This window comes from Delftia sp. JD2 (assembly GCF_001682645.1).
GTDB lineage: Bacteria > Pseudomonadota > Gammaproteobacteria > Burkholderiales > Burkholderiaceae_C > Comamonas > Comamonas acidovorans.
Genome location: NZ_LFJT01000110.1, coordinates 1 through 8,023 on the forward strand (window position 1 = coordinate 1; position 8,023 = coordinate 8,023).

General features: G+C 67.7%; 6 protein-coding genes and 1 pseudogene. 3 read left to right on the plus strand and 4 right to left on the minus strand.

Going from position 1 to position 8,023, the window contains the following annotated elements:
- Positions 1–652: pseudogene (locus tag ACM14_RS29665) on the plus strand (aromatic acid exporter family protein); the annotation flags it as partial.
- On the opposite strand, the gene ACM14_RS29670 reads toward ACM14_RS29665, so the two are convergent.
- Positions 653–1,918 carry a CynX/NimT family MFS transporter gene (locus ACM14_RS29670; RefSeq protein ID WP_175403329.1) on the minus strand — a complete coding sequence of 422 codons (1,266 nt, stop codon included), beginning with the start codon at positions 1,916–1,918 and terminating at the stop codon, positions 653–655.
- A gap of 133 nt (positions 1,919–2,051) precedes the next feature.
- Between ACM14_RS29670 and ACM14_RS29675 the strand changes: the two genes are divergently transcribed.
- The gene (locus tag ACM14_RS29675; RefSeq protein ID WP_065348130.1) at positions 2,052–2,768 is read left to right on the plus strand and encodes a hypothetical protein; all 717 of its coding nucleotides are present in this window, start codon (positions 2,052–2,054) and stop codon (positions 2,766–2,768) included.
- 188 nt (positions 2,769–2,956) lie between these two features.
- Here ACM14_RS29675 and ACM14_RS29680 read toward each other — a convergent pair whose 3' ends face one another.
- A complete protein-coding gene (locus tag ACM14_RS29680; RefSeq protein ID WP_013802226.1) occupies positions 2,957–3,574 on the minus strand; it encodes a LysE family translocator in 618 nt (205 codons plus the stop codon).
- A 65-nt stretch (positions 3,575–3,639) separates the two neighbouring features.
- On the opposite strand from ACM14_RS29680, the gene ACM14_RS29685 reads away from it, so the two are divergent.
- A complete protein-coding gene (locus ACM14_RS29685; protein ID WP_034394186.1) occupies positions 3,640–4,569 on the plus strand; it encodes a LysR family transcriptional regulator in 930 nt (309 codons plus the stop codon).
- A 141-nt stretch (positions 4,570–4,710) separates the two neighbouring features.
- On the opposite strand, the gene lpdA is transcribed toward ACM14_RS29685, so the two are convergent.
- Both lpdA and aceF read right to left on the minus strand, forming a co-directional pair.
- Positions 4,711–6,555, minus strand: a complete 1,845-nt coding sequence (gene lpdA / locus ACM14_RS29690) for a dihydrolipoyl dehydrogenase (protein WP_065348131.1) — start codon at positions 6,553–6,555, stop codon at positions 4,711–4,713.
- A gap of 15 nt (positions 6,556–6,570) precedes the next feature.
- Positions 6,571–8,023: dihydrolipoyllysine-residue acetyltransferase (aceF, locus tag ACM14_RS29695; RefSeq protein ID WP_065348132.1), on the minus strand; the 1,453-nt coding region annotated here is incomplete at its 5' end.

The window sequence follows — 8,023 nt, forward strand, 5'->3', positions numbered from 1 at the left end:
GAGCGCCGCGGGCGAGACGCGGCTGGTTGACGTCCTGGTGGGCGCCGGTGTCGGCCTGATGTTCAGCCAGGTGATCTTCACGGCCAATCCTCTGCGCGCCGTGTCGCGCTCGGCAAGCGCCTTGCTGGGCCAGCTGGCCGAGGGGCTGGAAGCCACCCTGCGCGCCACCGCCACCCACGACACGCCCGATGCCACCGTCGCGCTGGGCCAGCTCACGCGCAGCAGCGATGCGCTGAGCGCACTGCGTGCAGCCATGGTGGAGGCGCAAAGCGCCAGCCGCTGGTCCCTGCGCGGCCGCCTGGGTGGCGCGGGGCTGCAGACCATCACCGGGCGCTATGACCGCCACGCCGTGCGCCTGTATGCCAGCGCACTGCTGCTGGGCGAAAGCCTGGTGCGCGGCATGTCGCATGACAATGGCCTCATGCCGCGCGCCATCGTGCTGCACTGCGAATGGCTGGTCGATGCCTGCCGCCAGCTGTCCGCCAACGGCAACGTGGTGGCCCTGCAGCCCGATGACGCCCTGGCCCAACTGGCCGCCTCCGCTCCCCAGCCCCCCGCCCAGCCGGTGCCCCAGGCTTGGCTGCCCGCGCTGGACCATGCGCAGCAGATGGAAGAGGCCCTGAAGGCGTTGATAGGCTCGCGCGACGCGTGATCAGACTGCAGCGCGCCCGCGCGGCGCTGCATCCGCACCGCTGATGCGCCCGATCGCGCCGGCCAGCCACCAGCCGATGGCGCACATGGCCGCCGTCACCACCCAGGTCCACTGCCATCCGCCCGCCTGCACGGCCACGGCAGCCACCAGGGGCGGGCCTGCAAACTGCCCCACGCTGGACCATTGCTGCATGAAACCCACCGTGGTCGATACCGTGGACTCATCGGGGGCCAGCCGCACCGCCATGGAAAACAGCGTGCCCGGAATCAGCCCGCCCGCCGCCGAAAACAACACCACCGCCACAAAGCGCAGCCACAACGGCGCCAGCGGTTGCCCCTGCCATTGCAGATAGGCCAGCAGCGCACACGCCGCCATGCAGCCAAAGCCCAGGCGCAAGGCGCGCGTGGCGCTCCAGCCGCCTTGGAGCAAACGGCCCGAGGCCACGTTGCCCACCATGTTGGCCAGCGCCACCACGGCCGTCAGCGTGCCCGACAATGCGGCGCCCAGGCCAGCCTCGGCATAGACCGTGGGGAGAAAGCCGATGACGGCCATCCACTGCCCTGAATACACGGCAAAGGCCACAGCCACGCACCAGGGTCCGGGGCTGCGCAGGGTCAACGCCAGGCGAGGACGCCAGCCACCGCCCGCCACCGATGTGCCAAGGGGCACCGGCCTGTCTGCCGGCACGCCACACCAGACGGCGACCCATGCGAGTGCCGAGATCAGCCCCAACAGCAACCACCATGCGGGCCAAGATGCCCAGGCCATCACCCACGGCCCCAGCAGCAAGCCGATGGCACTGCCCAACGGCATATAGGTGCCCCACCAGCCCATGCGCGCGCTCAGATCGCTTGGCGCCACGCAGCGCCGGATCAGACCCGGCCCCGGCATGGCCACCAGCAAAAAGCCCAGTCCTTCCACGGCACGCAAGGCCAGCAGCGCTGCAAATCCCGTAGCGGTGGCGCCCAGGGCGCTGGCACCCGCCATCAGCACCAGGCCTGCCAGCATGCTGCGCCGCAGCCCCCAGCGGTCTGCACCCAGACCCACCACCAGGCCCAGCACCATGCCGGCCACCTGCACGGTGGAAAGCAGAAAGCCGGCCTGCAGCAGGGACAGGCCCAATTGCTGCTGCAGCACCGGCACAGCCGGCGGCAGCTTGCCTACATGCAGAGCCGCGCTGACGCCGGCCGCCACGACGATCCATGAGGGATGCACCCCCTGCTTCGTTGTTTTCACTGGATGCTGTCTCCCGGGGGCACATGCCATGCGCCCTGTCGCTGATGTGTGAAGTATCGAAAGCATAGGCCAAGCGGCGCCTGCAAACAGCACTCTTCTTACCCGCCGACCCGTCTGTATGGAGGCACACTGAAGGCTTGGATCACCCCCCGAGGCCTTGCGCATGCGCTCATCACTAGATTTCAGCTCCTGGTCTTCGCTGCTGTCCACGGTGTTGGGCCTGCTGCTGGTCACCTGTCTGATGATGGGCATTCGCCTGCTGTTCATGCAGACCGTGCAAAAGCGGCGCGAGCGTGAAAACCGCCAGATCAATGAACGCCTGAAGTCGCTTATCGCCGCCTACAAGACGCTGGGCGGCTCCTTCACGGGCACGCTACATGTGAATCCCCTGCACCTGCGCGATCTGCGCAGGCCCGCCGCCGACGACACCGATGCCGATGCACCACCGGCTTTTGGCAGCGAGCGCCAACGGCGCATTCGCGATGCGGTGGAAGCCGCGCTGTCCGATGTCATCTTGCTCGGGACGCAAGACCAGGTGCGCATGGCTGCCCAGGCGGCCCAGGACATGGTGGCAGGCCAGCCTGTCGAGACTGCGGCACTCGTCACTTCGCTGCGCGCCTTCATCCGCGAAGCGCTGGATCTGGAGCCGATCCCCGACAGCCTGCGCGTTCCCAACCAGGGCCCCACGCGTCCGGGCGGCACGGCGGGCGGGGCGCGCAAAGGTGGCGCGGAATCCGGCGCTTCGAGCAAGGGCGGTGGTGGCGGTGGCGGCGGCGGTGGCGGCGCAGGAATGGGCGCCGCAGGCATGGGCGGCCTGGGCATGGGAGCAGGCCTTGGCGCCGGCGTTCACCATGGAGACGATGGCACGCCCCCACCATGAACACCTGCCGTGCCGGGTCGAACCGCAAGCCACTGGGACGCCGGCCCGCTTGCCGGGCGAACCTGACACTCGCCAGAAACAGCCAAGCCTGCGAGGTACCAGATGGCACCCCGCAGGCCTCGCATGCCGGGCAGCAGCCGCCTGCTTGCCCGTCCTCCCCCACCAATTCCTGTCAGACCATCACCACATCACAGCCGCAGCTTGGCCGTTGCTAGCAGCAAACCAAACCCCACCAACATGCCGCCAAAGGCCCTGTCTATCCAATGCCGCACGGCCAGCAGCCGCGCACGCACCCGCTGAGCCGAAAAGCACAGCGCCACGATGCAGAACCACGCCACATGGGCCAGCGAGATGAATCCGCCATATGCCAGCTGCGTGGCCAGCGGCGTGTCCTGTCCCACGATCTGCAGGAACAGGCTGACCACGAACACCGTGGTCTTGGGATTGAGCGCATTCGTCAGAAAGCCCGTGCGCAGTGCCGCCATGTCGGAGAGCGCGGCCACGGGCTGGCTGGGCAAATCGCCCTCCGGGCGGCTGCGCAGCATGGTCACGCCCAGATAGATCAGATAGGCTGCACCCAGCAGCTTGACCACGTCGAACAACCAGGTGGACTGCTGCATGAGCAGTCCGACCCCGAGCAAGGTATAGCCGACATGGACCAGCACTCCCAGGCCAATGCCCAGCGCCGTGAGCAGGCCCGCGCGGCGCGAGCGCAGCAGGCTGTTGCGGGTGACCATGGCGAAATCCGCCCCTGGGCTGATGACGGCCAGCAAGGTGATGGTGACTACAGCTATCCATTCGGTCATCGGTTATCCATTCGATTCAATGCAACGCGCCGGATACTATTGGCCTTCCATGAAAATGCATAACGATGTTTTCTGACACAGTTGGTGAACTCAACTCACATACCCCGAGCAAGCGGCTGCCGTCGCTGCAGGCCTTGCGTTGCTTCGAAGCGGCCGCCCGGCGGGAGAACTTCAGCAAGGCGGCAGAAGAGTTGCACCTGACCCATGGCGCCATCAGCCGGGCCGTGCGCTTGCTGGAGGACGATCTGGGCGTGACCCTGTTTGACCGCCGCAGCCGCCGCGTCTTCCTGACCGAGGCGGGCCGCCACCTGGCCCAGGCCGTGCACGAAGGCCTGGAGCGCATGCGCCAGGCCACGCAGGAGTTGCGCTCGCGCGCGCAGCAGGCGCGCCGCTGGGTGCTGTCCTGCGAGCCCACCTTGCTCATGCGCTGGCTGATCCCGCGCTGGCCGCAGTTCCAGGAACAACACCCGGAGTTGCAGCTGCACCTGATGGCGGGCGGCGGGCCTTTCTCTTTCGCGGACGGCATCGATCTGGCCATACGGCGCGATGACTTCTCTCCGCCAGCGGGCTGTCATGCCGAGACCCTGTTTGCCGAGCGCATAGGCCCGGTCTGCCGGCCCGAGCGGCTGGCGCAGTGGTGCACGCGCTCCGACGAGGGGCATGCCACCGGGCTGCGCCCGGAGGCGCCCTTGCTGCAAAGCCGCACCCGCCCGGGGGCCTGGTCCACCTGGGCAGAGCACAGCGGCCAGCCGCCGCCGTCGGGATCCCAGCTGCAGTTCGACCATTTCTATTTCAGCCTGCAGGCCGCCGTGGCAGGCATGGGACTGGCCATCGGACCCTGGCAACTGGTGCGCGACGACGTCGCCAACGGCGTGCTGGCAGCGCCCATGGGCTTTGTCGAGGACGGTTCGCGCTACTGCCTGCTGTCCCCCGCTCCGCCCACGCCAGATGGTGTGCACGACCAATTGCTGCAGTGGCTGCGCGCCCAGGCCTGAACAGCTCTGTCCCCTTTGCCGTGCCTGTGTCTGGACCGGTGTCTGGGCTGATGTCTGTGTCCTTATCTGCGTCTCCCAAAGCAGAAAGGCAGCCGAAGCTGCCTTTCTGTTCTTGCCAGGCCTGAACGCCCCGCCTTGCGCTTACTTGCGCTGCGGCGGCAGGTCCGTGCAGGAGCCGTGCGCCACCTCGGCCGCCATGCCCAGGCTTTCGCCCAGCGTGGGGTGGGGGTGGATGGTCTTGCCGATGTCCACGGCGTCGGCACCCATTTCGATGGCCAGCGCAATCTCGCCGATCATGTCGCCCGCATGCGTGCCGACGATGCCGCCACCCAGGATGCGGCCATGGCCGTGCGCCTCGGGGCTGTCATCGAACAGCAGCTTGGTGACGCCTTCGTCGCGGCCATTGGCAATGGCGCGGCCCGAAGCCGTCCAGGGGAAGACACCCTTCTTGACCTTGATGCCCTGGGCCTTGGCCTGGTCCTCGGTCAGACCCACCCACGCCACTTCCGGGTCGGTGTAGGCCACGCTGGGGATCACGCGGGCGTTGAAGGCGCTGGCAGCCAGCTCCTTGTTGCCCTGCAGTTCACCGGCGATGACTTCGGCGGCCACATGGGCCTCGTGCACAGCCTTGTGCGCCAGCATGGGCTGGCCCACCACGTCGCCGATGGCGAAGATGTGGGGCACATTGGTGCGCATCTGGATATCGACTTCGATGAAGCCGCGGTCCGTGACGGCCACGCCGGCCTTCTCGGCAGCGATCTTCTTGCCGTTGGGCGTGCGGCCCACGGCCTGCAGCACCAGGTCGTAGACCTGGGGCTCGGGCACGGTGATGCCGTCCTTGGCAGGCGCAAAGCTGACCTTGATGCCTTCGGGCGTGGCTTCGGCACCCACGGTCTTGGTGTTGACCATGATGTTGCCGAAGCGCGGCGCGTTCATCTTCTGCCAGACCTTGACCAGGTCGCGGTCGGCGCCCTGCATGAGGCCGTCCATCATCTCCACCACGTCCAGGCGTGCGCCCAGCGTGGAGTAGACGGTGCCCATTTCCAGGCCGATGATGCCGCCGCCCAGGATCAGCATGCGTTTGGGCACGCTGGCCAGGTCCAGCGCGCCGGTGGAGTCCACCACGCGCGGGTCCTTGGGCATGAAGGGCAGGTGCACGGCCTGGCTGCCGGCGGCAATGATGGCGCGCTTGAACTGCACGATCTTCTTGCTGCCGGTCTTTTCCTGGCCGTCGCCCGTGGTCTCTTCCACCTCAAGGTGGTTGGCACCGACGAAGTTGCCGTAGCCGCGCACCACGGTGACCTTGCGCATCTTGGCCATCTGGCCCAGGCCGCCGGTCAGCTTGCCGATGACCTTGTCCTTGTGTCCGCGCAGCTGGTCGATGTTGACCTCGGGCGCGCCGAACTTGACGCCGGCCACCTCCAGGTGCTTGACCTCGTCCACCACGGCGGCCACGTGCAGCAGCGCCTTGGACGGGATGCAGCCCACGTTCAGGCAGACGCCGCCCAGGCTCTTGTAGCGCTCGACGATGACCACATTCAGGCCCAGATCGGCCGCACGGAAGGCTGCCGAGTAGCCGCCAGGACCGCCGCCGAGCACGACCACGTCGCAGTCGTAATCGGCCGCGCCACCGGCGTAGCTGGCTGCGGCCGGAGCGGGAGCCGATGCTGCGGGCGCTGCAGCGGCAGGCGCTGGAGCCGCCGCTGCAGGGGCCGGTGCTGCCACCTGGGGTGCGGCGGCCGCCTCGCCAGCGGCCTCCAGCGTCAGGATCAGGCCGCCTTCGGCGATCTTGTCGCCGATCTTGACCTTGAGTTCCTTGACCACGCCGGCATGGCTGGAGGGGATCTCCATGGAGGCCTTGTCGGACTCCACGGTGATCAGGGACTGGTCCTTGGCCACGGTGTCACCGGGCTGGACCAGCAGTTCGATCACGCCCACTTCGGCGAAGTCGCCGATGTCGGGCACCTTGATGTCGATGATTGCCATGTGTCGGGCCTCCGTTTACAGCAGGATGCGGCGGTAGTCCGCCAGCACTTGGCCCAGGAAGGCATTGAAGCGCGCGGCCGAGGCACCGTCGATGACACGGTGGTCATAGGACAGAGACAGCGGCAGCGTCAGGCGCGGCACGAATTGCTTGCCATCCCACACCGGCTTCATCTGGCCCTTGGACAAGCCGAGGATGGCCACTTCAGGGGCATTGATGATGGGGGTGAAGTTCGTGCCACCGATGCCGCCCAGCGACGAGATAGAGAAGCAGCCGCCCTGCATGTCGGCAGCGCCGAGCTTGCCGTCGCGGGCCTTCTTGGCCAGCTCGCCCATTTCCTGGCTGATCTGCAGGATGCCCTTCTTGTCGGCATCGCGCAGCACGGGGACCACCAGGCCGTTGGGCGTGTCGGCCGCAAAGCCGACGTGGAAGTACTGCTTGTAGACCAGGGTGTCGCCGTCCAGCGAGGCATTGAACTCGGGGAACTTCTTGAGGGCCGCAACCACCGCCTTGATCACGAAGGCCAGCATGGTCACCTTGACGCCGCTCTTCTCGTTCTCCTTGTTGGTGGAGACACGGAAGGCTTCCAGGTCGGTGATGTCGGCCTCGTCATTGTTGGTGACGTGCGGAATCATGACCCAGTTGCGCGACAGGTTGGCGCCGCTGATCTTCTTGATGCGCGACAGGTCCTTGCGCTCGACCGGGCCGAACTTGGCGAAGTCCACCTTGGGCCAGGGCAGCAGGTCCAGGCCTGCGCCGCCGCCGGAGCCACCCTTGGGGGCGGTCGCGGCCTGGGCCTTGGTCTGCACGGCACCCGCCATGACGGACTTGGTGAAAGCCTGGATGTCGTCGGCCGTGATGCGGCCCTTGTTGCCCGAGCCCTTGACCTCGTCCAGCGGCACACCCAGCTCGCGGGCGAACTTGCGTACCGAGGGCGACGCATGGGGCAACTTGCCCGTGGGCGCCACGGTCGGGTTGTGCGCAGGTGCAGCGGCGGGAGCCGATGCTGCAGCGACCGGAGCAGCGGCCGGGGCAGCAGTTGCCGGTGCAGGGGCTGCAGCAGCAGGTGCCGGGGCCGCAGCCTGGGCTGCAGGCGCGGCAGCGCCCTGCACGCTCATCTGGCCGACCACGTCGCCCACGTTGACCGTGTCACCGATCTTGAGCGTCAGCGCCGTGATGGTGCCGGCCGCTGGCGACGGGATTTCCATCGAGGCCTTGTCGGACTCGACGGTGAACAGCGATTGCTCGGCCGTCACGCTGTCACCGACCTTGACCAGCATCTCGATCACGGCCACGTCCTTGAAGTCGCCAATGTCGGGAATCTTGATGTCGATCTGCGTGGCAGCGCCCGAGGCCGCAGGCGCGGCAGCGGGAGCAGCGGCCGGTGCAGGCGCAGCCACCGGGGCCGGGGCTGCAGCGGCGGGGGCCGGTGCGGCGGCTGCAGGCGCCGGGGCAGCGGCTTCCGCCGAC